This is a genomic window from Cellulosimicrobium cellulans (assembly GCF_016907755.1).
Lineage (GTDB): Bacteria > Actinomycetota > Actinomycetes > Actinomycetales > Cellulomonadaceae > Cellulosimicrobium > Cellulosimicrobium cellulans_D.
Genome location: NZ_JAFBCN010000001.1, coordinates 1,736,307 through 1,761,103 on the forward strand (window position 1 = coordinate 1,736,307; position 24,797 = coordinate 1,761,103).

Here is a 24,797-nt window from a genome sequence, read left to right on the forward strand (position 1 = left end):
CACGGTCCGTGACGGCCCCGGGCGGTGTGACGTCCGCCCGGGACCGCAGAAAAGGTCCTAGGTCCCGGGACTCAGGTCCGGCGGCGGGCCCGGGAGCCGTGGAGCGCGAGCCCGGTGCCCAGCGCGACGGCGACCAGCGCCGCGGCGCTCGCGGCGACGACGTCCACGCCGGTCGTCGCGAGGCCGGGGCCGGACGTGCCGGGCTGAAGCGGTCCCGGTGCCGGCACGGGGCCGGGGACGGGGACAGCCGTGACCGTGGTCGTCGCCGTCGCCTCGTGCAGGCCGTCGCCGCCGTCGACGCAGGCCGCGCACGGCTCGACCGTCGCGGTGTTCGTCACCGTGCCCCCCGCCGGGGGCGCAGTGCCTGTCACGACGACCGTCGCCGTCCCGCCCGCGGGGACGGTCGCCGTCGTCGAGACGTCGTTCCCGGTGCCCGACGGCGCGTCGCACGCCGACCCGTCCGAGACGCTGCACGTCCACGAGACGCCCGTGACGGCGTCGGGCACGGCGTCCTCGACGACGGTTCCGGGTGCCGCGGCGGGACCGTCGTTGGTCACGACGACCTCCCACCGGAGCTCCTCGCCCCCGGTCACCTGCGCGGGGCCCGTCTTCGTGACGGAGAGCGCGACCGGCACGACGCACGGCGTCGCGACCTCCGCGACGTCGTTCGACGGGTCCGGGTCACCCGACGTCGAGGTCACGCGGGCGCGCTGCACGACGTCGCCCGCCGAGCACGTCGCGGGGTCCGGGCCGACGGTCCCGGTGATCGTGAACGACGCACCCGCACCGGCAGCGAGGGGGCCGACCGGGCACACGAGCGTCGTGCCCTCGAGGGTGCACCCCTCGGCGACGACGCTCGCCGGGTCGATCGCCGCCGGCAGGGCGTCGGCGAGCACGACGCCGCGGGCACCGCCGGGGCCGGCGTTCGTCACGTCGACGACGTACTCGACGGGGTCGCCGAGCACGAGCGGCGACGGGCTGGTGAGCTCCTTGGTGACTGCGAGGTCCGCGGCGGGCAGCACCGTCACGTCGACGGTCGAGGTGTTGTCCGTGAGGTCCTCGCGGTCGGGCGGCGCGACGACCTCGGCGGTGTTCGTCAGGACGGTCTGGGCATCGACGAACGGGGCGGTCCCGGTCACGGTGAGCACCGCCGAGGCCGTGGGTGTGGGGCCGGTGAGCCGGGGCAGGTCGACGGTCGTGTCGATCGCGTTGCCCGACCCGGAGGCCGCCCCGCACGCCGCGCCGCCGCTCGCGGTGCAGGTCCAGGTGACGTCGGTGAGCCCGGCCGGGACGGTGTCGACCACGCGGGCGCCGACCACGTCGTTGACGTACCCGTTCGTCACCTCGAGCTGGTAGGACACCTGGCCGCCGGACTCCACCACCGGTGTGCTCGTCGTCTTCTCGACGGTGAGGACGGTCGGGACCACGACGCGCAGGTTCCGGATCTCGTGGTAGTTCGTCGCGCCACCGGTGGACGCGCCGAAGCCGAGCTTGAACGTGGCCGGCAGCGCGGGCTGCCCCGCGGCGCCGCCGATGTCGAACTGGCTGATGAGCGGCTCGAGCGGGGTGCCTGGTCCGCTGTCGCTCCACACGGAGAGGAGGTCGGTGCTCGGCGCCGGGGTGACGACGGCGCGGACGGTGCGGACGAACGCGCGGCTCGGGTCGCCGCCACCCGGCGGCACGGTCTCGACGGTCCCGCCGGGGCCGGGCACTCCCGTGAGGTAGTCCCACGGCGTGGCCGCGGCGTAGGAGCCGCGCACGGACACGAACCCGGGCTGCGGGCCAGGGCCGCCGACGCCGGCCGAGAAGTTGCCGAACTCGTCGAACCCGACGCCCGCGTACCCGCCCTGGAGGAACGTGTACCCGAGCGACCCGCCGTCCCCACCGACCGCGGCGGGGAACGAGCCGTCCATGAGGAAGAACGAGAACCCGTCGCCGCGGTTGCCGCCGAGCTCCTGGCCGCCCCACGTCGCGTACTCGAACTCGACCGCCACCCCGAGGTCCGTCGGGAACGCGCTGTCGAGCACGTAGCCGCCGAACCCCCCGTTGGTCTGGTCGACGTCGGTGAGGCGGAGCCAGCCGTCGCCCTCGCCCGTGAGCGTCGCCTCCCCGAACGGGACCCAGGCGGGGTCGTTCGGCGTCGTGCTCCCGAAGGGCTCCTCGATCGGGAAGTCCGCCGCGGCGGCCGGCGCGGCGACCGCGCCCGCCACGAGCACGAGCATGGCGGCCGCGGCGAACCGCAGGCGGTGGCGTCGGGCGCGGTGCGTCAAGGGTGCTCCTCTCGGGCGCCGGCCTCGTCGCCGGCCCGTCGTCCGTCTCGTTCCCCGGGCACCCATCGGACCACACCGGTGTGAGGTTCGCCCGGTACGACGCCCGCGATGCGGGTTCTCGCAGGCAGCCCGGCTACCGTGGGGTCGTGCCCGAGCTCACCGCCCCACGTTCGTTCTGGGCGGTCGCCCGCCAGCCCCGCGTGGTCGGGCTGCTCGTGCTGTTCCTCCTGGCCGCCGCCGTGTGCGCGCGCCTGGGCGTCTGGCAGCTCGACCGCGCGCAGCAGCGCGCCGAGCTGTCGGCGCAGCAGGAGGCCGCGGAGCTGGAGGCCGCCGGGCCGGAGGGCGTCGGGGTGCTGCTCCCCCCGCAGTCGTCCTTCCCGGGCGAGCTCGTCGGCCGCCAGGCGTGGGTCGAGGGGGAGTACGACCCAGCGGGACAGCTCCTCGTCGAGGACCGCGCGCTCGACGGCCGCGTCGGCTACCTCGTCCTCACCCCGCTGCACGTGACCGACGACGGGACGCAGGGCGCGTCGTGGGCCGACCTCTCCGGCGCTCCCGTGCTGCCCGTGGTCCGCGGCTGGGTCGCGACGCCCGAGGAGAGCGCCGCGCTCGACCCGCCGGACGGCGTCGTGCGGCTCACGGGCTACCTGCAGGCCTCCGAGGCGGCGGGCCAGGGCGGCTCCGCCCCCGGGCTGACCGACGCCATCTCGACCGGGGCGCTCGTCAACGAGTGGGGCGGGCCGATGTACTCCGGGTACTTCGTGCTCCTCACCTCCGACCCGGAGCAGCCGTCGGCCGCCGACGGCGGTCCGGCGCAGCTCCCGCGCCCGACGATCGAGGGCGGCACGGGCCTCAACCTGCAGAACCTGTTCTACGCGCTGCAGTGGTGGGTGTTCGGCGGCTTCGCCGTGCTGCTGTGGGTCCGGCTCGTGCGCGACGAGGCCGCCGGCGGCAAGCGCAGGACGCGCGGCGAGGACGCCGGCATCGCCGGTCTCCCCGGCGCCTGACCCGCCGGCCGGCTGGACGCCCGGGGTGCGCGGCCGTCGAGCACGTCAGCCGTCGAGCTCGAGGTCCTTGAACCACGACTCGGTGACGTAGTCGGTCTCCCAGCCGAGCGAGCGGTAGAGCTGGTCGGCCTTGGTGGGAGAGTCCGCGTCGACCTCGAGCGCCACGCGGTCGCGTCCGTCCTGGGCGGCGTCGGCGATCACCGTGGCGAGCAGCGACTTCGCCACGCCGCGACCCCGGGCGGCGCGCGTCACCCCGATGTACTCGACGTAGGTGCCGCGCGCGCCGCTCTCGGCGGCGGCGAGCGACGAGCACACCACGGTGCCCGCCGGGACGCGGCGACCCTCGTCGGTCTCCACGTACGCGAGCCACCAGTGGTCCCAGCTGTGGCCGGGGTCCTCGCGGAGCCGCTGGACGAACTCCGAGAAGCTCTCGCGGTAGGAGTTGAAGTGGTCCTGGAAGGACGTCTCCAGCATCTGGTGCACGACCTGGAGGTCGGCCGCGACGGGCATCCCGTTCTCGTGCCGCTCGACCGGGCGCACCGCGACGCCCGCGCGGGGAGTCAGCGACGCCTCGTCCGCCGCGACCGGGCGCGTCATGTGCAGCCAGCTCCGCCGTCGCGCGTAGCCCGCCCGGGTGAGCCAGCCGGTCTGGCGCGTGTCGTCGGCGAAGGGGCTCTCGTCCAGGCGCGTCGCCGTGACGCCGCGCAGGCGCGCCATCGCGACCGCCGTGCGTTCGGCCCAGCGGTAGAACGCGTCGGCGATCGCGTCGACCTCGGCCACGTCGCGGTCGAAGTAGCCCCAGACGGTCGCCCGCCCCGCGGCGCGGTCGTGCACGGTGACCCAGGCGCGCGGCACGTCGTCCGGCCCGACGGCGACGAGCTGACGGCGCGTCCACGACGCCAGCCCCGCGACCTCCGACTCGATCCCGGCGGGGTCGACGTGCGACGAGCCCGTCCCCTGCAGCTCGTCCAGACGTCGCAGCCCGACGAGCGCGTCGACGTCGGCATAGCCGGGGACCCGGGCGCGCCACGGGTTCGGGAGGGACGGGAGGTCGTGCAGGGTGTCGCTCGTGGTGTCAGGCATCAGCACCATCTTGGCATCGCCCGGGCGCCTACTCCTGCTGCCAGGAGTGCCAGAGCCGCGCGTAGTCGCCGCCCGCCGCGACGAGCTCGTCGTGCGGGCCGATCTCGCTGATGCGGCCGCCGTCGACCACGGCGACGCGGTCGGCGTCGTGCGCGGTGTGCAGGCGGTGCGCGATCGCGACGACGGTCCGGCCCGCGAGCACGGCGTCGAGCGAGCGCTCGAGGTGGCGCGCGGCGCGCGGGTCGAGCAGCGACGTCGCCTCGTCCAGCACGAGCGTGTGCGGGTCGAGGAGCACGAGCCGCGCGAGCGCGACCTGCTGCGCCTGCGCGGGCGTGAGCACGTGCCCGCCCGACCCGACGGTCGTCTCCAGGCCGTCGGGCAGGGACTCCGCCCAGCCGCGCGCGTCCACGGCGTCGAGCGCGTCGCGGAGCTCGCCGTCGCTCGCGTCGACCTTCGCGAGCCGCAGGTTGTCCGCGAGCGTGCCGACGAACACGTGGTGCTCCTGCGTGACGAGCGCGACCTCGCGGCGCAGGTCCTCCAGCGGGAGGTCCACGAGGCGCACGCCGCCCGAGCGGACCGACCCCGCCGTGGGCGGGTGGATGCCCGCGAGCATGCGCCCGAGCGTCGACTTGCCCGCGCCGGACGGGCCGACGACGGCGAGCCGCTCGCCCGGCTCGAGGTCGAGCGAGACGCCGTGCAGCACGGGGTGGCCCTCGCGGTAGGCGTACTCGACGTCCCGCGCGACCAGGCGGTCGCCGTCAGGCACGTCACCCGTCGCGGTGCGGTCGCCGGGGACCTGCGCGACGCCGACGATGCGCGCGTAGGACGCCCCGGCGACCTGGATCTCGTCGAGCCAGAAGATGAGGTTCCAGACCGGGCCGGCGAGCTGGAACGCGTACGTCGTGACCGTGGCGACAGCGCCGAGCGTCGTCTGGCCCTGCGCCAGCAGCCACGCACCCCACACGAGCGCCGCGACGGGCGCGATGGCGATCGCGAGGTCGATGCCCGGGAAGAGCACGGTGCGCAGCCCGAGCGTGTACTTCTCGGCCTCGTACGCCTCGGTGAGGTCCGCGCGCACGCGGGCCTTGCGCCGTTCGGTGAGCGAGAGCGCGTCGACCGTGCGCGCGCCCTCGACGCTCTCCGTGATGGTGCCGTTGAGCGTCGCGTACGCCGCGGCCTCGCGCTGGTAGCCGGCCGACGCGCGCTTGAGGTACCAGCGCGAGACGACGACGAGCAGCGGCACGCCGACGAACAGCGCGAGCGCGACCAGCGGCGCGACGACGACCGACGCCACGACCGTGAGGACGAGCGTCACGACCGCCACGAGCAGCTGGGGCACGCCGAAGCGCACCGCGTGCTGGATGCGGTCGACGTCGTTGGTCGTGCGCGCGACGAGGTCGCCCGTGCCCGCGCGCTCGACGGTCGAGAGGGGGAGCGAGGTCACCGTCTCGACGAGGTCCTCGCGCAGCTCGGCGAACACGGTCTCGCCGAACACCATGGACAGGCGCTGCGCGTACCGGCGCAGCACGGCCTGCGCGACGACGGCTCCCGCGCCGACGGCGACGACGGTCGTCACGTAGGACGAGGTCGTGCCCTCGGTGACGGCGTCGACGAGGCGGCCGAGCAGCCACGGGCCGACGAGCCCGGCGACGGCGGCCAGGGTGTGGAGCACGGCGATCAGGACGAACGTGCCGCGGTGGCGGGCGAAGAGCCGCCCGGCGGCGGCGCGGACGGCGGGGCCGTCGGCGACGGGGAGCTTCACGACTCTCCTCCTTCGGGTGCGGTGCGGGCGAGGACGGGGGACTCGTCGAGCGAGCGCCCGACGACGCGCAGGTAGCGGGCCGCGTCGTCGTCCGGCGCCGTGCCGGACGCGTGGGCGCGGTCCACGAGGTCGCGGTGCGTGCCGCGCGCGGTGACGCGACCGCCCTCGAGGAGCAGGACCTCGTCGACGTGCTCGAGGACGAGCGGCGACGCGGTGACGACGAGCGTCGTGCGCCCGCGCCGGGCGTCGGCGAGGCTCGCGGCGATCCGGGCCTCCGTGTGGGCGTCGACGGCGCTCGTCGGCTCGACGAGCACGAGGACCTCGGGCTCGGTGAGCAGGGCGCGCGCGAGCGCGACGCGCTGGCGCTGCCCGCCCGAGAGCGAGCGGCCCTTCTCGGGCAGCTCGCCCGCGAGGCCGTCCGGCACGGAGTCGAGCACGTCGTGGGCGTCCGCGGTCCGCACGGCGGCGAGCACGTCCGCCTCGGTCGCCGTGCCCCGCGGGTCGAGCTCGTCACGCAGCGCGCCCGAGAAGAGCTGGGGCGTCGCCTCGGCGACGACGACCCGGCGCCGCAGCGCGTGCTTGTCGAGCTCGGCGAGCAACGTCCCGCCGAGACGCACGGGCGTGGCGACCTCCGCGTCGTCGTCGAACCGGCCGAGCCGCGTGGCGACGGCCGCCGACGCGTCGGGGTCCGCGGAGACGAGCGCGACGACGCGGCCCGGCTCGAGGACGAGGCCGCTCGTCTCGTCGACGAGGGGGCTGCCTTCGGGCGGCATGGGCGCGGTCGCCGGGGTCGCGCCCGCGGCGGGCTCGACCGCGAGGACGCGCACGATCTTGCGCGACGCGACGTGGGCGCGCGTGGCGATGTTGAGCATCTGGGTCGCGACCTGCAGCGGCCAGCCGAGGAAGGCCGCGTACCCGTAGAACGCGACGAGCTGCCCGGGCGTGATGTCGCCCGCCAGCGCCGCCGTCGCGCCCAGGTAGACGACGAGCACGACGAGGAGGCCCGGCAGGAGCACCTGCAGGGCGTCGAGCGTGGCCTGCGTGTGCGCGACCTTGACGCCCGCCTCCCGCACCTTCTGCGACTGGCGCGCGTAGCGGCCGACGAACACGCCCTCGCCGCCGATGCCGCGCAGGATCCGCAGGCCGGAGACCGTGTCCGCGCCGAGCGTCGTGAGGCGGCCCTGCGCCTCGCGCTGCGCGGCCTGCCGCTGCTGGAGCGGCTTGACGAGCAGAGCGAGCACGGCCGCGACCACGGGCAGACCCAGGACGACGACGAGCCCGAGCTGGAGCGACGTCGAGAGCATGATGACGGCCACCACGACGTACGCGCCGAGCGCACCGAGGAACTGGCCCATCATCGAGAAGAGCTGGCCGACGCGCATGGCATCGCTCGCCACCGTCGACACGACCTCGCCCGTGGGCAGCTCCTCCGTGATCGCGTCGCCGGAACGCGCGGTGACGTCCCCCACGAGCTGGGACGTCGTGAGCGCGGAGCGGAGCCAGTTCGCGATGTCGAACCGGTGCTGCGTCACGCCCGTGACGACGATCCCGAGGCCCAGCGCGAGCAGGAGCCCTGCCCAGCGCCACAGCTCCGGCCCGAACCCCTCCGCGAGCCCCTCGTCGAGCGCGCGGCCGAGCATGTACGGCTGGAACGCCTGGCACGCGAAGTTGGCCAGGCCCAGCAGCACGGAGACGGTGAGCACGGTCCACTGGCGCCTGGCCAGCCAGAGCAGGTAGCGCGTCGGTCCGCGCAGGTCGGGGGTCCCCGGGTCGGGGAGGGGGAGGGGTCGCACGGTGTTCTACCCTAGGTTCGGCGTCCGACACGCGGCGACGCTTTAACCGCTGCGACCGCGTCGCACGCCACCGCGCGCGGCAGGGACCGCGGCGGCCGTCTCGCCCGGAACGAGGACCTCTCCCATGACCACGCAGGACCCGGCCACCCCGACCGACGCGCCCGCCGCTGTGCCCTCCGACGTGCCCGCCGACGCGGCGGCGCCCAGCACGGAGGCCGCGCGCACCGCGATCCGCAAGGCGCGCGGTGCCCTCGCCCGCTACCGGGTCCTCGCGATCATCACCGGTGTGATGCTCCTCATCCTGTGCGTCGAGATGCTCGTCAAGTACGGGGTCGGTCAGTTCGTCGACGTCGACGACGTCATGCGGTACGTGTCGTGGATCCCGTTCGCGCACGGCTGGATCTACGTCGTCTACCTCGTCACGGTCCTCGACCTGTGGACCAAGATGCGCTGGGGCTGGGGCCGCCTCGCGACCATGGTGTTCGCGGGCGTCGTGCCGGTCATGTCGTTCATCCTCGAGAAGAAGGTGCACGCCGAGGCCGAGGCCAAGCTCGCCGTCCTGGAGGAGCAGTACGCGTCATGACGACGCCGCTCGCGCCCCTCGTCGCACCCGGCCCCGAGCTGACCACCGCGGAGCTCGAGCGGTACGCGCGCCACCTCGCACTGCCCGGCGTCGGCCCCGAGGGCCAGCGTCGCCTCGCCGCCGCGCGCGTGCTCGTCGTCGGCGCGGGCGGCCTCGGCAGCCCCGCCCTGCTCTACCTCGCCGCCGCGGGCGTCGGCACGATCGGCATCGTCGACGACGACGTCGTCGACACGTCCAACCTCCAGCGCCAGGTGATCCACGGCGGCTCCGACGTCGGACGTCGCAAGGTCGACTCCGCGCGCGACGCGATCGCCGACGTCAACCCGCACGTGCGCGTCGTCGAGCACGCGCTGCGCCTCGACGCGGACACCGCGCTCGACGTGCTGCGCGGCTACGACGTCGTGCTCGACGGCGCCGACAACTTCCCCACGCGCTACCTCGTCTCCGACGCGGCCGAGGTGCTCGGCCTGCCCGTGGTCTGGGGCTCGATCTACCGCTTCCAGGGTCAGGTCAGCGTCTTCTGGGGTGCGCCGCGGTTCGCGGTGCCCGACGACGTCCCGCTCCCGGGTGGCGCGGCTCCCGTCGGTCCCGGGGACGGCGAGGCGCGCGGCGTCACGTACCGCGACGTGTTCCCCGTCCCGCCGCCGCCCGGGGCCGCACCCGACTGTGCGACCGGCGGCGTGTTCGGCGCGATGTGCGGGACCCTCGGCTCCGTCATGGCGACCGAGGCGATCAAGCTCGTCACCGGCGCCGGCACGACGCTGCTGGGCCGCCTCGCCGTCTACGACGCGCTCGACCTCTCGTGGCGCCAGCTCACCGTGCGCGCCGACCCGACGCGCGAGCCCGTCACCGCGCTCCTGCCGGGCGACGACGCGTACGCCGCGTTCTGCGGGCTCGCCCCGGCGACGCCGGACGCGCGGCCGGTCGCGGGGGAGCGCGACGTCGCCGCCCGCGACGCGGCGGCCCTGCTGGGCGACGACGGCACGGCGCCGTACCTGCTCGACGTGCGCGAGGACTGGGAGGCGCGGGTGCGCCCCGTGCCCGGGTCGACCCTCGTGCCGAGCGGGACGTTCCTCTCGGGCGACCCGGCCGCGGCGCTCGCGGACCTCCCGACGGACCGCACCGTGCTCGTCCTGTGCGCGGTCGGCGCCCGCTCGGCCCGCGTCGCCGACGTCGCCCGCGCCGCGGGGATCGACGCCCGCTCGGTCGTCGGCGGCGTCCCCGCCCTCCTCGACGCGCTCGCGGCGCCCTCCCCGGCCAGGTAGGCCGCCCCCCACGTGCCGAACAGGTGGTGGTGGCGCGTCCCGGTCGGCTGACGAGCCAGGACGGCCTGTTCGGCGTGCCGGGGTGGCCTGGTCGCCGGAGTCAGAGGGCGAGGTCGAGGCGGCCGTCCGGCGACGAGCTGGCGAGGGCGCCCTCGCGGCGGGGGATGCGGCCGGCGCCGGCGGCCAGGCGGCCCGACTCGACGGCGAGGCGCATCGCGTGCGCCATGCGGACCGGGTCGGCGGCGCGCGTGACGGCGGTCGCGAGGAGCACGCCGTCGCACCCGAGCTCCATGGCCTGGGCGGCGTCGGACGCCGTGCCGATCCCCGCGTCGAGGATCACGGGCACGCGCGCGGCGGTGGCGATCGCCTCGATGTTGCGGGGGTTGAGGATGCCGAGGCCGGTGCCGATCGGCGCGCCGAGCGGCATGACCGCGGCGCACCCGACGTCCTCGAGCCGGCGCGCGAGGATCGGGTCGTCGTTCGTGTAGGGCAGCACGACGAACCCGTCGCGCACGAGCTGCTCGGCCGCCTCGACGAGACCGACGGGGTCGGGCAGGAGCGTGACGTCGTCCGCGATCACCTCGAGCTTGACCCACTCGGTGCCGCACGCCTCGCGCGCGAGGTGCGCGGTGAGCACGGCCTCACGCACGGAGAAGCACCCGGCCGTGTTGGGCAGCGCCCGGATGCCGAGGCGTGCGAGCAGCGCCCAGATCCCGGCGTCGGGGTTCGCGTCGCCACCGGCTCGCACGGCGACGCGGCGCATCGCGACCGTCGTCAGCGCGGTGCCCGACGCGACGAGCGCGTCCTCGAGCGTGAGCAGGTTCGCCGCCCCGCCGGTGCCCATGACGAGGCGCGACCCGATGGTCGTGCCCGCGACGACGAGCGGGTCGTCGTCGAGGCCTTCGCGGTCCGCAGGTCGGCGCGGGGTGGTGTCGGTCGTGGTCACGAGTCCTCCTCAGCCGCCCTGGACGGCGGTCACGATCTCGATGCGGTCGCCGGGCGCGACGACGGTCGTCGCCCACGAGCCGCGCGGCACGACGGCGTCGTCCACGGCGACGGCGACGCCCTGCGGCGTCCCGTCGGCGACGTACGCGGGCACGAGCGCCGCGACGAGCTGCTCGAGGTGCACGGGCGCGTCGAGCGGGTACGGCTCGCCGTTGACGAGCGCGCTCGGAGTGGATGCGGTCACGGGGATCACCTCGGTGTCGTCGTGGAGAAGGCGCCCGCCCGGGCGGTGCCAAACCCGGGATCGTTCCCCAGCTCGGGCGCGCCGTGGAGAGTGATCCCGGGTTCGGCGAAGCGGTCGGTGCGGGTCGGATAGAGGGTCGTGGCGGCGTCGGCGGGGAGCGGGGCGCCGGTGAGGCCGGCGACGACCGCGTCGGCGGTGAGCGGCGCGAGGAGGATGCCGTTGCGACCGTGCCCGGTCGCGAGGTGCAGGCCGGGGACGGCGGTCGGGCCGACGAGCGGCAGGTTGTCCGGGGTCGCGGGCCGCGCGCGCGGCGTCACGTCGACGAGCGCGGCCTCGTCGATCCCCGGCAGCAGGGCGCGCGCGTCGCGCAGCAGGGCGAAGACCCCGCCGGCGGTCGCGCGCCGGTCGTCGGGGTTCTCCTCGGTGGTCGCCCCGACGACGACCTCGCGGTGCCCCGCGCAGCCGTGACCCTGCCCGTCCGGGACCGGGTTGCGCGGCACGACGTACACCGGCCGCCCCTGCACCACACCGCGCACCACGTGCTCGAGCGCGAGGTCCGGCCCGGCGTCGAGGCGCAGCGTCTGTCCCTTGACGGGTCGCGTCGGCACGACGACGCCCGGCACGTCCGCGAGCAGCGCCCCGGACTCCCAGCCCGCCGCGACGACGACCGCGCCCGCGGCGTGGAGCCGGCCCGCGTCGTCGTGCACCCCCACGGCCTGCCCGGCCGGGCCGAGCGCGAGCCGCGTCGCGGACGCCCGCACGACGACGGAGTGCGCCGCGGTGCGAGAGCCGACGCCCTGGACCGTCCCCGGCCCGTCGCCCGCGCCGAGCGCGGCGAGCAGCGCGGCGTGCGTCGCGCGCGGGTCGACCGCGTGGTCCTCGGGCGCCCACGCCGCGCCCGCGACCCGCGGGCCGAGGTACGGCTCGCGTCGGCGGGCGTCGGCGACGGTGAGCTCGTGCGACGCGAGGCCGTGCTCCGCGTGGAGGGCGAGGACGCGGCGGAGCAGCGCGAGGTCGTCGGCGTCGTAGGCGAGCGTGAGGGTGCCCGCGGTGCGCAGCCCGACGTCGGCCCCGCTAGCGGCGCGCAGGTCGGCGGCGAAGCCGGGCCACGCCCCGGCGGCGGCGAGGTGCAGGCGGAGCGCGTCGTCCTCGCCGAAGTCGGCCTCCGTGACCGGGGCGAGCATCCCGGCGGCGGCGTGCGTCGCGCCGTCGCCCGGCGACGGGTCGAGCACCGTGACGGTCAGCCCCGCGCGCGTCGCCCGCCACGCCACGGCGAGCCCGACGATCCCGCCGCCCACGACGACGACGTCGCGCGCGCCGTCGGGCACGGCAGGGCCGGCTCCCGGCGGGCGGGACCCAGGACGGACAGGGGTGTGCATGCGCGCTCCCTTCGCTGGCATGACCCAGATCAGGTTCGACGGTCGGCTCCGACGCCCTCTCAGCCCCGTGCGGGGCTCCCGTGCTGTCGGCCACAGTACCGCCTGCCCCGGGCCCGCCGCGGCTAGGCTCCGGCGGGTGAGCCCCGAGACCTTCGCCACGCCCGCCGCCCCCGCACCGTCGGCTCCTGACGACGTGCGCGCCCGCCTCGCCGACGCGCGCCTCTACCTGTGCACCGACGCGCGCGAGGAGCGCGGCGACCTCGAGGACTTCCTGCGGGCGGCGCTCGCGGGCGGGGTCGACGTGGTCCAGCTGCGCGACAAGACGCTCGACGTGGCGCGCGAGCTCGAGCTCCAGGAGCTCGTCGCGCGCGTCGCGACGGAGCACGGCGCCCTGTGGGCCGTGAACGACCGGGCCGACGTCGCTCGGCTGACGGGCGCGCCCGTGGTGCACATGGGCCAGGGGGACCTGCCCGTCCCCGCGGTGCGCTCCCTGCTCGGCGCCGCGCCGGTGCTCGGCCGGTCCACGCACTCGGCCGACCAGGCGGCCGCGGCCGAGGCCGACCCGGACGTCGACTACTTCTGCGTGGGCCCGCTGTGGGCGACGCCCACCAAGCCGGGGCGCGCCGCCGTCGGGCTCGACCTGCTGCGCACGGTCGCCGCGACGAGGCCGAGCACGCCGTGGTTCGCGATCGGCGGGGTCGACCTGGACCGGCTCGACGCGGTGCTCGACGCCGGGGCGGACCGCGTCGTCGTGGTCCGGGCGATCACGCAGGCGCCGGACCCGGAGCGTGCCGCGCGCGGGCTGCGCGAGCGCGTGGCAGGACGAGCCGCCGCGCGACCCGGCGAGCGCACCGACGCCTGAGACGCGTGACGGTCGCCCGCCGCGCGGCGACTATCCTGGAGCCGTGACGTCACCCGCCACCGCTCCCGACACCCCCACCACCGCCGAGGTCGCCGCGACCCCGCGCCCCGTGCTCGTCGTCGACTTCGGCGCCCAGTACGCGCAGCTGATCGCGCGCCGCGTGCGCGAGGCCAAGGTCTACTCCGAGATCGTGCCGCACACGTTCACGGTCGAGCAGATGCTCGCGAAGGACCCGGTCGCGATCATCCTCTCGGGCGGGCCGTCGTCCGTGTACGCGACCGGCGCCCCGTTCGTCGACCCGGCGCTGTTCGCGGCCGGCGTGCCCGTCATGGGCATCTGCTACGGCTTCCAGGCCATGGCGAAGGCGCTCGGCGGCGAGGTCGCCCAGACGGGTCTGCGCGAGTACGGCGGCACCGAGGTGTCGGTCTGCGAGGCCGGGGTCCTGCTCGACGGGACGCCGGAGAACCAGACCACGTGGATGAGCCACGGCGACGCCGTGCACCGTGCGCCCGAGGGCTTCGAGGTCCTCGCGACGTCCGCGGGCTCGCCCGTCGCGGCGTTCGAGGACACGTCGCGCCGCCTCTACGGCGTGCAGTGGCACCCCGAGGTCAAGCACTCCGCGCACGGCCAGACCGTGCTGGAGCACTTCCTGTACGACGGCGCCGGGCTGGCCCCGGACTGGACGCCCGGCAACGTCATCGCGGACCAGGTCGCGGCGATCCGCGCCCAGGTCGGCGACGCGCGCGTCATCTGCGCCCTCTCCGGCGGCGTCGACTCCGCGGTCGCGGCGGCGCTCGTGCAGCGCGCCGTGGGCGACCAGCTCACGTGCGTGCACGTGGACCACGGGCTCATGCGCGCGGGCGAGGTCGAGCAGATCGAGCGCGACTTCGTCGCGGCGACGGGCGTCAACCTCGTGATCCGCGACGAGAAGGAGCGGTTCCTCACCGCGCTCGCCGGGCACAGCGACCCCGAGACCAAGCGCAAGATCATCGGCCGCGAGTTCATCCGCGTGTTCGAGGACTCCGCGCGCCAGATCGTCGAGGACGCGGGCGAGCACGGGGCGGAGGTCAAGTTCCTCGTGCAGGGCACGCTCTACCCGGACGTCGTCGAGTCCGGCGGCGGCGAGGGTGCGGCGAACATCAAGAGCCACCACAACGTCGGCGGCCTGCCCGACGACCTGCAGTTCTCGCTCGTCGAGCCGCTGCGCACCCTGTTCAAGGACGAGGTCCGTGCGGTCGGCCGCGAGCTCGGCGTGCCCGAGGAGATCGTCGCCCGCCAGCCGTTCCCCGGCCCCGGCCTCGGCATCCGCATCGTCGGCGAGGTCACGGCCGACCGCCTGGAGACGCTGCGCGCCGCCGACGCGATCGCGCGCGAGGAGCTGACGAAGGCGGGCCTGGACGACGAGATCTGGCAGTGCCCGGTCGTGCTGCTCGCCGACGTGCGCTCGGTCGGCGTCCAGGGTGACGGCCGCACCTACGGCCACCCGATCGTGCTGCGCCCCGTCTCGTCCGAGGACGCGATGACGGCGGACTGGACGCGCCTGCCCTACGACGTGCTGTCCGTCATCTCGACGCGCATCACCAACGAGGTGGCCGAGGTCAACCGGGTCGTGCTCGACGTGACGAGCAAGCCCCCGGGCACCATCGAGTGGGAGTGACCCCCTAGCGGGACGGACGGGCCCGACGATCCACGGCGATCGTCGCGGCCCGTTCGTATGCCGCCTCGACGTCGGCGAGGACGCGCGGCCAGCCCGCCGACGACGGCACGTCGCGGTTGTGCGCGACGATCCGGTCGAGCAGGCCGTCCTCGGTCGCGAGCCGCACGAGCGCGTCGGTGAGCCCGGCGTCGTCGGCCGCGAGGAGCGCGTCGACGCCGTCGGTGAGGCGTTCCGCGACGCCCGACTGCGAGCGCGTCAGGATCGCGAGACCGGCGGCCTGGCCCTCGAGCGCGGCGATGCCGAACGCCTCCTCCACGGCGGGCGCGGCGAACACGTCGGCGCGCGCGTAGAGCCGCTTGAGCCCGGTCGCGTCGAGGCGGCCGGGGAGCGACACGACCGACCCCAGCCCGTGCTCCGCGACGAAGCGCCGCGCGTCGGCCAGCTCGGGGCCGTCCCCGGCGAGCGTCACGTGGAGCGCGCCCTCGGGGAGGCGCGCGACGGCGTCGCGCACGACTTCCAGGAGTGGCAGCACGCGCTTGCGCGGCGCGAACCGCGTCGCCGCGACGACGTGCACGGCGGGGCCCTCCATGCGGTCCGCGCGCTCGGTGCGGGGGACGCGCCACGCGTCGAGGTCGAGGCCGTTGTGCAGCACGGCGACCTCGCCGTGGTCGCCGACGATGCGGCGCAGCGGAGCGGCGGTCAGCTCGCTCACCGCCGACCACAGCACCGGCCACCGTGACCACCGCACGACGCGGTCCAGCCCCGCGAACGCACGCTCGGCGCCGCCCCACACGCTGTGCACGGTGAGCACCGCGGGCAGCCCGGCCCGGACCACCGTGCGCAGCGACGCCTGCGTCGAGGGCGTCAGCACGCCCATGTGCAGGTGCACGACGTCGGGCCGGCCCGCGCGCAGGATCCTCGCCACGTGGTGCGGCGCGCGCGGGTGGACGGGGTAGCCGCCCGGGACGCGTGCGGCGAGCCGGTGCACCGTGACGTCGCCGTCCTGCTCGGTCGAGACGCCGTGCGCGCCGGGACGGGCGGGCGTGGTGCACACGACGGACACGTCGTGGCCGGCAGCCGCCTGCTGCTGCGCGAGGCGAGCGACCTGGGTCTCGATCCCGCCGAGCAGGGGGAGGTAGCAGTCGGTCAGGTGGGTGATGCGCACGGACGGCATCCTCCCACCCGGACGCGGCGCTGAGGTGCGCGTTCGCCGCGCGGTCCGTCGTCGTCGTCGCTACCGTGGGTCCCGTATGGGTGGTTCGACCGCCCTGCGGCGGACCCGCGCCCGTGGGTCGCGGACCGTGGTGCGGCAGCAGGTGGGTCCTGACGAAGGGGAGAGCGCGCCATGTCGAGCACCGTCACCGTCACGCCGGCCAAGGGGGCGCGAGGCATCGGCCTCGTGTCGATCATCGCCGGCATCGTCCTCCTCCTCGCGGGCATCGGCACCTGGGTCGTGGTGGCGAACCAGCTGTCCGCCGAGGAGATCACCGTCTCGGACGACGCGTCGTTCCTGGCGGGCCGCCACGTCAACGGCCCGCTCACCGCGTACGCGCAGGCCGAGGTCATCAACAAGCACGCGCTCGAGGCGAGCGGCGGCAAGACGTACGCCGAGCTCGACCAGGACGACCCGACCCGGCAGACGGTCATGACGGCGTCGTTCCTCCGGGCGTCGCTCTTCACGTCCGTCGTCGCGTTCGGGGTGTGCCTGCTCGTCATGGGGCTCGGCGTCCTGTTCATCCTCGTCGGGATAGCGCTCCGGCGGCTCGCGGGCGGCCCCAGCGTGGCGGTCGAGACGCCCGGGGCGTACACGTCGTCCGGTGACCTGTCGGACGCGGGTCGCCACGTGGCGCCCGCGCACGCGGCTCCGACCGCACCGCCCGCGGGGCCCGAGCCGACGACTCCGACGGCACCGGGCCGGACGTCGGCGCTCTCGACGCCGGGGGCCGAGGCGAGGGCCGCGGCGACGCCGGTCGAGTCGACGGGCGCGCCCGGCACGGGCACGCCGTCCGCACCCGGCTCTTCGCCTGCCGCCTCGCCGGACACGACGCCGCCCACGACCGGGCGCACGGGCACCCCGCCCGAGCGCCGGGGTGACGAACCCACCCCCTGATCGTCCCGGCCGTCCGTCCGGACGCCGAGGACCCGTTCCCGCCGGGTCGCACCGGGGGGAGCGAGCGGGGCGGCGTCGCTCGGACACGCCGAGGGGCCGTGGCACACGTGCCACGGCCCTCGGTGTGTCTCGGCCCGGCTCGCCGGGGAACCGGCACGCCGCGCCGGGCTCAGCCGCGCCGGCGACGGGCCCCCGAGACGATGGACCCGACCACGAGCGTGAGGCCCGCTGCGGCGAGCACGACGATCGCGGCCAGCCCGAGGTCGACCCGCGCGCCGAGGGCGGCGGCGAGGACGACGACGCCGAACGCGACGATGACGAAGCCCCACACGATCGTGGAGACGCGGGGACCGCGTCGCGCGGGCGCGGCGGGCTCGGCGGGCGACAGGGGCGCCGTGGGCGAGGTCGGGGGGACCGACGGCCCGGCCGGCGGGACGGCGCCGGCAGTCCGGCCGGTCGTCGTCGTGCCGGCCGGGGCGGTACCCGGGTGCCCGGGGACCGGCTGACCGGGCACGTCCAGGACGGAGGTCTCCCCGTCCCGCGCCGACCCGGCCTGCAGCGGCTCCGTGGGGAGCGGCTCCGGCGTCAGGGGCCGGAGAACCAACGGCTCCGTGGCCGGTGCCTCCGTGGACAGCGGGACCGTCGGGTGCGCGGCGTCCGCCTCCGGGGCCCCGGCCTGCGGGGTGTCGAACAGCTCGTCGCCGAGCGGCCGCGTGTCGTCGTCGCGGCGTTCTGAGTCGTTCATCAGTTCTCCTCGATCGTGATCTGGCCGGCCCCGACCTCGACCTGCAGCACCAGCAGCGGGTCGTCGCCGGACTGGACCTCGTCGTTGTCGAACGTGACCGGCCGCGTGCTGACGCCGCCGATCTCCTGCCGGTCGCCGTCGACGAGCCAGCGGGCGTTCCCCGCGAGCACCTGGACCTCCGCGCGGACGGGGACCCCGTCCGGCACCACCACGGTCGCGTCGCCGGCGCCGAGCTGGATCGGGACCTCGACGGGAGAGGTGCCGGACGCGTCGGACAGGTCGAGCCCGGAGAGGTCGATCGTCGGGTCGCCGAACGTCACGCCGAACCCCTCCTCGGCGACGTCCGGGTCGGTCACGCGGTGCGTGCCGTCCGTGACGGTCCGCACCGAGTCGTCCAGGAAGAACGTGAACGGGGCGGACCGCCACGCGGACGCCGGCAGAGCGACGACCAGCAGGAGCACCGCGAGCCAGCCGAGGCCGCCGCTCGTGCGCCCGCGCAGGCCGCTCACGACGATGGCGAGGCCCGCGAGGATCCCGGACAGGCCGGCCCAGGTGAGGAACACGGGCCAGGGCAGCTCGCCCTGCCGGTCGACGACGAGGAGGAACGCGCCGATCAGGAGGCTCAGCCCGACGACGACGCCGGTCGTGGTCGCCCCGGGCCCGCGGGGACGCGGGGGCTTCGGCGGGTGCGGGGCGCGCGGGGGCCGGGGCGGCTGCTGCGCGGCCGGGTTCCGCGGTCCCTGGTGGACGCGCGGCGACGCGGCGGCCTGCGGTGCGGGGGGCGTCGTCGTGCCGAGCGGTGCACCCGGGGCGTACGGGGGGACGGGCGCGGTCGCCCCCGGCGCGGTCGAGGCGTACGGGCTCGCCTCGGCCGACCAGGTGACCCGGTCCTGAGGTCCGGACGGCGGGCCGCCGGCGGGGGTACCGGGCGAGCCCCACGGGGCGTCGGTCGGCGCGGCGCCGCCGGGGGCGGGCGGCACGTACCCCGGGCCCGCGGGTCCGTGGCCGGGAGCGCTCGGGCCGTAGCCGGGAGCGCCAGGACCACCGGTGCCCGGTGCGCCGGGGCCGCCGGCCCACGGGGGCGCCGGCGGCGGCGCGCCCTGGGGTCCCCGGGGTCCGCGCTGCGTGAGCGCGGAGACCACGACGACCGCGACGGTCACGAACGCCGCGACCCAGAACAGGCCGGTCAGCCACCCCAGGTGGAGCGTGTCCCACCACGACCACCAGCCGCCGCCCCAGGAGAACCCGACGACGACGAACGCGGCCGCACCGAGCAGCGCGACGTCCACGTTGCCGCGGAAGGCCTCCTGGAGGTGGATGCGCCCGTCGCGGCGCTCCGGGAGCAGGGCCCACGCCGCGCCGTAGAGGACGAGCCCGGCGCCCGACAGGAAGAAGGTCACGAAGAGGAGCCCGCGCACGATGAGCGGGTCGATCCCGAACCGCTCGGCGACTCCGGACGCGACACCGCCGATCCACCGGTCGTCCGAGCGGTAGACGCCCACGCGACGGACGGCGTCGAAGAAGCCGTCCGTGCCGCTCGGGCGGGTCCCGCCAGGGCCCTGCGGGGAGCCGTGCGGAGGAGTCTGACCGGGGTCGGTCGGGCCGGCGGGGCCGCCCCGCACGGGGTCGGGTCCGCCCGCACCGGGAGGGACGGTGCCCGGCTGCGCGCCGGGTGCGTCGGCGGTGCCGCCGGAGGGCCCGGGCTGGGTGCCGGGTCCGGGAAGGTCGGGAGTGCTCATGGCAACCATGCTGGCCCCGGAGGCGCGTCGCCGGTATCGGGTGCCACCCTGACCCGACCCTGAACCGGCTGCCGCGCGACCCTGGTTTCCCGGTCCGGGAGCGCTCCGAGAGCCCGGGACGTGTGACGATCGGGGGGTGACGACTCCTGCCCGTCCCGGCCCGCGGCCCGGCGCACCGACCGGTGCCGGGCCCGGTCCCCGACCGCGCGACCTGCCGCTGCGCCGCCCCGAGCGCGGCCGGTGGGTCGCCGGCGTGTGCGCCGGGCTCGCGGCGCACCTGGGCGTGAGCGTCGGTGTCGTGCGCCTCGTGATGGCGTTCCTCGGGCTCGCGGGCGGCGCCGGCGTCGCGCTCTACGTGTTCTGGTGGCTCACGGTCCCGTCCGGCGACCCGGCCGCAGCGCGCGACGAGCAGCGCCCGGCGTCGTTGTCGCGGCTCGCGCCACGCCTCCAGGGCAGCGTGCGCAGGCTCCCGGTGCGCGACGTCGCGATCGGCGTCGTGCTGCTGGGCGGCGCCGCGCTGCTGGTCGCGCTGCGCACCGGCATCGACGTCGAGGTGTCGTGGGTGATCCCGGTCCTCATCGCGCTCGCGGGCGCGGCGCTCGCGTGGAGCCAGCTCGACGCCGTCGAGCGCGGTCGGCTGCTGACACGGGCCGGCGGGCGCACGCCCGCCGGGGTCCTCCGCATCGCCGGCGGCGTCGTGCTCGTCCTCGTGGGCATCGTCCTGCTCGTGGGGCAGGACGCGCGGCCCACCCAGATCGTCCGCGCGGCGGTCGCGGCGGTCGCCGTGCTCGGCGGCGTCGCGATCGTGCTCGCGCCGTGGTGGCTGAAGCTGGTGCGCGAGCTCGGCGACGAGCGGGCCGCGCGCGCCCGCGAGGCCGAGCGCGCCGACATCGCCGCGCACCTGCACGACTCCGTGCTGCAGACGCTCGCGCTCATCCGCGCGCGGTCGTCCGACGCCGACACCGTCGCGCGCCTCGCCCGCGCCCAGGAGCGCGAGCTGCGCGAGTGGCTGTACGACGACCGGCCTTCGCCGGGGACGTCGCTCGCCGCCGAGCTGCGCGGGCTCGTCGCGGAGGTCGAGGACGGGCGCGTGGGCCGGCGCGCGGAGCCCATCGGGGCGCCTCTCGGAGCGCCCGTCGGCGGGTCGACCGGCGAGACCGACCCCGGGCCGGTCGTGGTCGACGTCGTCATGGTGGGCGACTGCACGCCCACCCAGGAGACCGCGGCGCTGCTGCAGGCGACCCGCGAGGCGCTCGTCAACGCCGTCGCGCACGGCGGGCCGCCCTACTCGGTCTACCTGGAGGTCAGCGACGCGGCCGTCGAGGTCTTCGTGCGCGACCGCGGGGACGGCTTCGACATGGAGGACGTCGCACCCGACCGGTTCGGCGTCCGGGAGTCGATCCTCGGCCGGGTCCAGCGCCGCGGCGGCAAGGCCGAGATCATCAGCCGGCCGGGCTGGGGCACGGAGGTACGGTTGCGCGTGCCGCGGGCCGTGACGGCGGAGCCCGAGCCCGCCCGCCCGCCGTCGAGCACGCCGTCGCCCGCACCGTCGACTGCACCGTCGAGCCCACCGTCGAACCAGGAGACCCCGTGACGACCATCCCCAGCATGCCGGCCGTCGGCGGCCCCGCGACCGGTCCCGTCCCGGTGGTGCTCGTCGACGATCACCACATGTTCCGGGCGGGCGTGCGCGCGAGCCTCGACCCGGCGCTCGTCGCCGTGGTGGGGGAGGCGGACGACGTCGAGTCCGCGGTCGCGCGCGTGCACGAGCTGCGCCCCCCGGTCGTCCTGCTGGACGTGCACCTGCCCGGCGGCAGCGGGGGCGGCGGCGCGGAGGTCATCCAGCGCTGCACCGACCTGCTCGGGGACGTGCGGTTCCTCGCGCTCTCGGTGTCGGACGCCGCGGAGGACGTCGTCGCGGTCATCCGCGCCGGGGCGCGCGGGTACGTGACCAAGGCGATCTCGGGGCCGGACCTGTCGGCCGCCGTCGGACAGGTCGCGGGCGGCGACGCGGTGTTCTCGCCGCGCCTCGCGGGCTTCGTGCTCGACGCGTTCGGCACGGGGGCCGGCGACGTCGCGGTGCGCGACGACGAGCTCGACCGGCTCTCGGCCCGCGAGCAGGAGGTCATGCGCCTCATCGCGCGCGGGTACACCTACCGCGAGGTCGCGTCCGAGCTGTTCATCTCGATCAAGACGGTCGAGACCCACGTCTCCGCGGTCCTGCGCAAGCTCCAGCTCTCCTCCCGCCACGAGCTCACCCGCTGGGCGGCCCAGCGGCGCCTCCTCTAGCGGCGCCGCCCCGTGTCGCGCGTCCGCCGCGGGTCCGGCGCACACTGGCGGGTGTGAGCATGGCAGCCCGTGCCCCGCGCCGAGAGCCCGCTGCCGCGCGGTGGGGGTGGGGCGCGGCCGCCGTCGTGGCGGTACTCGCGTTCGTGGTGCGGTGGCACCTCGTCGGCGGGTCGGCCGGTGTCGGCGCGTACCGCGGGTACGACGACGGCGTGTACTTCTCGGCGGCGGTCGCGTTCGTGCACGGCCGCCTGCCGTACCGAGACTTCCTGCTGCTGCACCCGCCCGGCTCGATGCTCGCCCTGACGCCCTTCGCGGGGCTCACCGCGTGGACGAGCGACGACCAGGCGCTCGTCGCCGCGCGTGTCGGCCTCATGCTCGTCGGCGCGGCGAACGCCGTGCTCGTGACGCGCGTCGCGCGCCGGTGGGGCACGACGGCGGCGGTCGTGGGCGGCGTCCTGTACGCGGTGTCCTTCGCCGCGGCCTGGGCCGAGCGCCTCACGCTGCTCGAGCCCCTGGGGTCGCTGTGCCTGCTCGGCGGGGTCGTGCTGCTGCTCCGCGGCCTCGACGTGCGCACGGAGGGCACCGGGACCGGGCGTCTCTGGGCGTGGGCGGGCGGGGCCGTCCTCGGGCTCGGTGCGACGGTCAAGATCTGGGGCGTCGTGCCCCTGGTGGTCGTGCTCCTCTGGCTCCTGGCCGTCGCCGGGTGGCGCACCGCCGCTCGCGCCGCAGCGGGCGCCGTCGTCGCGCTGACGACCGTGCTGCTGCCGTTCCTCCTCGCCGCGGGTCCGGACATGGTCCGCATGATCGTGCTCACCCAGCTCGGCCGGCCGCGGGCGACGACGGACCTCGAGCAGCGGCTCGTGTGGGTCACGGGGACGGGCGGCCTCGACGAGCTCGTGTCGCACCGGGCCCAGGTCGCGGCGGTCTGGGCCGTGCTGGCGCTCGTGACCGTCGCGGCGGTCGTCGCCTGGACCGGGCGGCGCGGGCGGCTGTGGGTCGCGCTGCTCGTGGTGCAGGTCGGCGTGCTCCTGGCCGCGCCGTCCGCGTACGCGCAGTACGCGGCCTTCCCGGCCCCGGCCCTGGTGCTCGTCCTGGCGGCGGCGTGCTCGCTCGTGCCGCGCCCGGGCCGGGTGGTGGTAGGGGCGGCCCTGGGGGCCGGGGCCGGCGCCCTCCTGGTGGCGGCCGTGCTGACCGCTCCCCGGATCGTGCCCATCCCGACGGCCGAGGTCGCGGCCCGGCTCCCCGACGACGGCTGCGTCCGCGCCGACTCCCCCGGGGTGCTCGCCGTCCTCGACGTGCTGAGCCGCGACCTCGAGCGCGGCTGCGAGCTCCCGGTGGACCTGTCCGGGTATGCGTACGACCTCGGCGCGCACGACGCCGCGGGCGAGGCCGTCCCGCGCCGTCGGAACCTCGCCTGGCAGGACGAGGCGCTGCGCTACCTGACCTCGGGGACGTCCGCCGTCCTCGTGCGGACGACGGGCGACGGGTTCAGCGAGGAGACCCGACGGACCCTCGACGAGACGACGACGACCGTGCTCGACCGGCCCGGGGTGCGGGTGCTGGTCCCGCACGACGACCCCGGGTGACCGGGACGCTCAACGGGCCGTGAGGTCCCTGTCATGAGCCGGCAGGACGGGGGTCGTGCACGCCGAGGCGCCCGCGGCTACTCGGAGGGCACGCCGTGGCCGGCGCCCGGGGCGGGGCCGGGCCACGCGGGGGAGAGGGTCACCACGTCGCCGACGACGGTCACCGCGGGCGGGCGGACGCCGGCCTCGCGGGCGCGCTCGGCGATGGTCGCGAGCGTGCCGACCGTGGTCCGCTGGCGCGGGCCGTAGCCGTCCTCGACGACCGCGACGGGCGTCTCGGCAGGACGCCCCTGCGCGACGAGCGCCGCCGCGGTCTCCGCGAGCCGCGAGACGCCCATGAGCAGGACGACGGTGTGGTCGCTCGCGGCGGGGACCTTGCCGACGTCCTCGTGCCCGGTGAGCACGGTGAAGCCGCGCGACAGGCCGCGGTGCGTCACGGGGATGCCCGCCGCGGCGGGGACGGAGACGGCGCTCGTCACGCCCGGGACGACCTCGACCGGGATGCCGTGCTCGCGGCACGCCTCGGCCTCCTCGCCCCCGCGCCCGAACACGTAGGGGTCGCCGCCCTTGAGCCGCACGACCCGCCGCCCGACGAGCGCGTGGTGCACGAGGATCCGGTTGATCTCCGACTGCGGCACCGGGTGGTGGCCCGGCGTCTTGCCGACGTCCACGACCTCGACGTCGTCGCCCAGCTCGGCGAGCAGGCCGCGCGGCCCGAGCCGGTCGACCACGACGACGTCCGCCTCCGCGAGGAGGCGGCGTCCTCGCACCGAGATCAGCCCGGTGTCGCCGGGGCCGCCCCCGACGAGCGCGACCGTCCCCACCGGCCGCACGAGCGGTTCGGAGACGGCCCCGGCGCGGGGGGCGTCGTCGTCGGCCGTGGGGCGCGAGCCCGCCGGGCGGACCGCCCGGAGCGGGAGCTCGCCCGCCTCGAGCAGCGCCGCGACCGCGTCGCGCACGCGCTGGGCGCGGCGCGGGTCGCGGCCCGCGTTGACGGACACCGTGACCTCCGCTGCCGGGACGCCGCGAGCGGCGCCGCCCGGGACGCGCGTGCGTGCGACGGCGGGCACCCAGGCGGTCGCGAGGTCCGCGTCGCCCGCGGCGACGCAGAAGACCCGGTCGGCCTCGGCGTCGGCCGCGACCTCGGCGTCCACGCACGGGTCGCCGGTCGCGGTGTGGACGAGCCACGCGCCGTCGAGGTCCCCGGTGAGGTAGTCGCGCCGCACCCACGACAGCGGCGCCCCGTGGTCCGCAGGCAGGGCGACGTGGCCGTGGGCGTCGGCGGCGGGGCCGTGCACCGCGAGGAGCTCCGCGAGGTCCTCGCACACGAACGGCGCGACGACCGTCACGACGGCGCCCGCGTCGAGGAGCCCGCGCGTGCGGCGCGCCGCGACGGGTCCGCCGCCGACGACGACGGCCCGGCGGCCGACGAGACGCAGGCCCAGGGGGTACGTCTCGTGCTCGGGTGCGGTCACGGTTTC

20 protein-coding genes and 1 riboswitch are annotated in these 24,797 nt (G+C 76.5%); of the genes, 9 read left to right on the forward strand and 11 right to left on the reverse strand.

Going from position 1 to position 24,797, the window contains the following annotated elements:
- Positions 1–71: 71 nt before the first annotated feature.
- Complete coding sequence (locus tag JOE63_RS07490; protein WP_204540281.1) at positions 72–2,270, reverse strand: DUF11 domain-containing protein; 2,199 nt, start codon at positions 2,268–2,270, stop codon at positions 72–74.
- 146 nt (positions 2,271–2,416) lie between these two features.
- On the opposite strand from JOE63_RS07490, the gene JOE63_RS07495 reads away from it, so the two are divergent.
- Positions 2,417–3,274 (forward strand): SURF1 family protein, encoded by an 858-nt coding sequence (locus JOE63_RS07495; RefSeq protein ID WP_204540284.1) that lies wholly within the window; start codon positions 2,417–2,419, stop codon positions 3,272–3,274.
- A gap of 45 nt (positions 3,275–3,319) precedes the next feature.
- Here the strand turns inward: JOE63_RS07495 and JOE63_RS07500 are convergent, their stop codons facing one another.
- Genes JOE63_RS07500 through JOE63_RS07510 form a run of 3 tightly spaced genes read right to left on the reverse strand, consistent with a single transcriptional unit; the run spans position 3,320 to position 7,912 of the window.
- The gene (locus tag JOE63_RS07500) at positions 3,320–4,357 is read right to left on the reverse strand and encodes a GNAT family N-acetyltransferase (RefSeq protein ID WP_204540287.1); all 1,038 of its coding nucleotides are present in this window, start codon (positions 4,355–4,357) and stop codon (positions 3,320–3,322) included.
- 28 nt (positions 4,358–4,385) lie between these two features.
- Positions 4,386–6,119, reverse strand: a complete 1,734-nt coding sequence (locus JOE63_RS07505; protein WP_204540289.1) for an ABC transporter ATP-binding protein — start codon at positions 6,117–6,119, stop codon at positions 4,386–4,388.
- Positions 6,116–7,912 carry an ABC transporter transmembrane domain-containing protein gene (locus JOE63_RS07510; RefSeq protein WP_087471363.1) on the reverse strand — a complete coding sequence of 599 codons (1,797 nt, stop codon included), beginning with the start codon at positions 7,910–7,912 and terminating at the stop codon, positions 6,116–6,118. The genes JOE63_RS07505 and JOE63_RS07510 overlap by 4 nt, the downstream gene beginning before the upstream one ends.
- Positions 7,913–8,036: 124 nt before the next feature.
- Here JOE63_RS07510 and JOE63_RS07515 point away from each other — a divergent pair, with 124 nt between their 5' ends.
- Together JOE63_RS07515 and JOE63_RS07520 are read left to right on the forward strand one after the other, a co-directional pair.
- Positions 8,037–8,495 carry a DUF3817 domain-containing protein gene (locus JOE63_RS07515; protein ID WP_204540292.1) on the forward strand — a complete coding sequence of 153 codons (459 nt, stop codon included), beginning with the start codon at positions 8,037–8,039 and terminating at the stop codon, positions 8,493–8,495.
- Positions 8,492–9,760 carry a ThiF family adenylyltransferase gene (locus JOE63_RS07520; protein ID WP_204540294.1) on the forward strand — a complete coding sequence of 423 codons (1,269 nt, stop codon included), beginning with the start codon at positions 8,492–8,494 and terminating at the stop codon, positions 9,758–9,760. Before JOE63_RS07515 ends, JOE63_RS07520 begins: the two co-directional genes overlap by 4 nt.
- A gap of 100 nt (positions 9,761–9,860) precedes the next feature.
- On the opposite strand, the gene JOE63_RS07525 is transcribed toward JOE63_RS07520, so the two are convergent.
- The 3 genes from JOE63_RS07525 to thiO are packed head-to-tail and all read right to left on the reverse strand — an operon-like array spanning position 9,861 to position 12,328.
- A complete protein-coding gene (locus JOE63_RS07525) occupies positions 9,861–10,706 on the reverse strand; it encodes a thiazole synthase (protein WP_307839987.1) in 846 nt (281 codons plus the stop codon).
- Positions 10,707–10,715: 9 nt separating this feature from the next.
- Positions 10,716–10,949: a sulfur carrier protein ThiS gene (thiS, locus tag JOE63_RS07530; RefSeq protein WP_374059003.1), complete on the reverse strand. Its 234-nt coding sequence runs from the start codon at positions 10,947–10,949 to the stop codon at positions 10,716–10,718.
- A 5-nt stretch (positions 10,950–10,954) separates the two neighbouring features.
- Positions 10,955–12,328 carry a glycine oxidase ThiO gene (thiO, locus tag JOE63_RS07535; protein ID WP_204540300.1) on the reverse strand — a complete coding sequence of 458 codons (1,374 nt, stop codon included), beginning with the start codon at positions 12,326–12,328 and terminating at the stop codon, positions 10,955–10,957.
- Positions 12,329–12,332: 4 nt separating this feature from the next.
- A riboswitch (TPP riboswitch) is annotated at positions 12,333–12,412 on the reverse strand.
- 52 nt (positions 12,413–12,464) lie between these two features.
- On the opposite strand from thiO, the gene thiE reads away from it, so the two are divergent.
- Positions 12,465–13,190, forward strand: a complete 726-nt coding sequence (thiE, locus tag JOE63_RS07540) for a thiamine phosphate synthase (RefSeq protein ID WP_087471367.1) — start codon at positions 12,465–12,467, stop codon at positions 13,188–13,190.
- Positions 13,191–13,233: 43 nt separating this feature from the next.
- The gene (guaA, locus tag JOE63_RS07545) at positions 13,234–14,847 is read left to right on the forward strand and encodes a glutamine-hydrolyzing GMP synthase (RefSeq protein ID WP_307839988.1); all 1,614 of its coding nucleotides are present in this window, start codon (positions 13,234–13,236) and stop codon (positions 14,845–14,847) included.
- Positions 14,848–14,851: 4 nt separating this feature from the next.
- Here the strand turns inward: guaA and JOE63_RS07550 are convergent, their stop codons facing one another.
- The gene (locus tag JOE63_RS07550) at positions 14,852–16,012 is read right to left on the reverse strand and encodes a glycosyltransferase family 4 protein (RefSeq protein ID WP_204540303.1); all 1,161 of its coding nucleotides are present in this window, start codon (positions 16,010–16,012) and stop codon (positions 14,852–14,854) included.
- Between the two features lie 180 nt (positions 16,013–16,192).
- Between JOE63_RS07550 and JOE63_RS21650 the strand changes: the two genes are divergently transcribed.
- Positions 16,193–16,957, forward strand: coding sequence for a hypothetical protein (locus tag JOE63_RS21650; protein ID WP_307839989.1), 765 nt, complete (start codon positions 16,193–16,195; stop codon positions 16,955–16,957).
- A gap of 169 nt (positions 16,958–17,126) precedes the next feature.
- On the opposite strand, the gene JOE63_RS07560 is transcribed toward JOE63_RS21650, so the two are convergent.
- Together JOE63_RS07560 and JOE63_RS07565 are read right to left on the reverse strand one after the other, a co-directional pair.
- Complete coding sequence (locus tag JOE63_RS07560; RefSeq protein ID WP_204540306.1) at positions 17,127–17,702, reverse strand: hypothetical protein; 576 nt, start codon at positions 17,700–17,702, stop codon at positions 17,127–17,129.
- Positions 17,702–19,441 carry a PspC domain-containing protein gene (locus JOE63_RS07565; RefSeq protein ID WP_204540309.1) on the reverse strand — a complete coding sequence of 580 codons (1,740 nt, stop codon included), beginning with the start codon at positions 19,439–19,441 and terminating at the stop codon, positions 17,702–17,704. The genes JOE63_RS07560 and JOE63_RS07565 overlap by 1 nt, the downstream gene beginning before the upstream one ends.
- 136 nt (positions 19,442–19,577) lie before the next feature.
- Between JOE63_RS07565 and JOE63_RS07570 the strand changes: the two genes are divergently transcribed.
- From JOE63_RS07570 to JOE63_RS07580, 3 genes are read left to right on the forward strand one after another with little or no spacing between them, the layout of a single operon-like run.
- Positions 19,578–21,035 (forward strand): ATP-binding protein, encoded by a 1,458-nt coding sequence (locus JOE63_RS07570; protein ID WP_204540312.1) that lies wholly within the window; start codon positions 19,578–19,580, stop codon positions 21,033–21,035.
- Positions 21,036–21,049: 14 nt separating this feature from the next.
- Positions 21,050–21,730, forward strand: coding sequence for a LuxR C-terminal-related transcriptional regulator (locus JOE63_RS07575; protein WP_204543552.1), 681 nt, complete (start codon positions 21,050–21,052; stop codon positions 21,728–21,730).
- Between the two features lie 59 nt (positions 21,731–21,789).
- Complete coding sequence (locus JOE63_RS07580) at positions 21,790–23,316, forward strand: hypothetical protein (RefSeq protein ID WP_204540315.1); 1,527 nt, start codon at positions 21,790–21,792, stop codon at positions 23,314–23,316.
- Positions 23,317–23,393: 77 nt separating this feature from the next.
- Here the strand turns inward: JOE63_RS07580 and cobA are convergent, their stop codons facing one another.
- The gene (cobA, locus tag JOE63_RS07585; protein WP_204540318.1) at positions 23,394–24,791 is read right to left on the reverse strand and encodes a uroporphyrinogen-III C-methyltransferase; all 1,398 of its coding nucleotides are present in this window, start codon (positions 24,789–24,791) and stop codon (positions 23,394–23,396) included.
- Positions 24,792–24,797 lie beyond the last annotated feature (6 nt).

Coding starts and splice junctions, on each gene's coding strand:
- JOE63_RS07500 (WP_204540287.1), bottom strand. CDS start 4,357: ATGCCTGACACCACGAGCGACACCCTGCACGACCTCCCGTCCCTCCCG.
- JOE63_RS07515 (WP_204540292.1), top strand. CDS start 8,037: ATGACCACGCAGGACCCGGCCACCCCGACCGACGCGCCCGCCGCTGTG.
- JOE63_RS07520 (WP_204540294.1), top strand. CDS start 8,492: ATGACGACGCCGCTCGCGCCCCTCGTCGCACCCGGCCCCGAGCTGACC.
- thiO (WP_204540300.1), bottom strand. CDS start 12,328: ATGCACACCCCTGTCCGTCCTGGGTCCCGCCCGCCGGGAGCCGGCCCT.
- JOE63_RS21650 (WP_307839989.1), top strand. CDS start 16,193: ATGTCGAGCACCGTCACCGTCACGCCGGCCAAGGGGGCGCGAGGCATC.
- JOE63_RS07560 (WP_204540306.1), bottom strand. CDS start 17,702: ATGAACGACTCAGAACGCCGCGACGACGACACGCGGCCGCTCGGCGAC.
- JOE63_RS07565 (WP_204540309.1), bottom strand. CDS start 19,441: ATGAGCACTCCCGACCTTCCCGGACCCGGCACCCAGCCCGGGCCCTCC.
- JOE63_RS07575 (WP_204543552.1), top strand. CDS start 21,050: ATGCCGGCCGTCGGCGGCCCCGCGACCGGTCCCGTCCCGGTGGTGCTC.
- JOE63_RS07580 (WP_204540315.1), top strand. CDS start 21,790: ATGGCAGCCCGTGCCCCGCGCCGAGAGCCCGCTGCCGCGCGGTGGGGG.